Here is a 241-nt window from a genome sequence, read left to right on the forward strand (position 1 = left end):
TTGATCCAGCTCGAGACGTCCGCCCCGTCCAGTCGCACCGCGCCAGCACATGGCGCAAGCACACCGACCAGATGACGCGAAAGCGTGGATTTCCCGGCGCCTGAAGGACCAATGATGCCCAGTACTTCGCCCGGCTCGATTGCGAACGATACCCCGCGCAGGATGGGCTTCGAACCAAACGGCGGCACATAGGAGAGCCCCTCGACCGAGAGTCGGCCCTGCGGGCGCGGCAGCGTCAAAC

At 65.1% G+C, this 241-nt stretch carries 1 protein-coding gene; it reads right to left on the bottom strand.

Going from position 1 to position 241, the window contains the following annotated elements:
* On the bottom strand, nt 1-241 hold a 241-nt coding region (locus AC0L27_RS41495), incomplete at both ends, for an ATP-binding cassette domain-containing protein (RefSeq protein ID WP_473323937.1).

The sequence above is a fragment of the Bradyrhizobium sp. Ken51 genome (assembly GCF_055807435.1).